The organism is Streptomyces galbus, from assembly GCF_005280195.1.
Classification (GTDB): domain Bacteria; phylum Actinomycetota; class Actinomycetes; order Streptomycetales; family Streptomycetaceae; genus Streptomyces; species Streptomyces galbus.
This window is the reverse complement of record NZ_SZPR01000048.1, coordinates 1-301: the sequence shown is the minus strand read 5'-3', so window position 1 is coordinate 301 and position 301 is coordinate 1. Positions and strand designations below refer to the sequence as shown.

1 protein-coding gene is annotated in these 301 nt (G+C 70.8%); it reads right to left on the bottom strand.

Annotated features, from left to right (window positions below; genetic code table 11):
• A partial coding sequence (locus E4U92_RS35170) for a CurL C-terminal domain-containing protein (protein ID WP_137304522.1) occupies positions 1-301 on the bottom strand: 301 nt, incomplete at both ends.

The window sequence follows — 301 nt, the reverse complement described above, 5'->3', positions numbered from 1 at the left end:
GTGGGTGAGGTGGGTGAGTGCGGTGCGCAGGGTGTCGGGGGTGTCGGCCAGTAGGACGGCGCGTTCGTGGAGTGCGGCTTTGTGGGTGGCGAGGGAGTGGGCGAGGTCGGTGAGGTGGGTGGGGTGCTGGTCGAGGTGGTGCAGGAGGCGCTGGGCTTGTTCGCGCAGGGCGTGGGGGGTGCGGGCGGAGAGGGGGACGGGGGTGGGGGTGAGGGGGGTGGTGTTCTGGGGGGTTTCTTCTGGGGTGGTGGGGGTGGGGGGTGCTTGTTCGAGGATGACGTGGGCGTTGGTGCCGCTGATG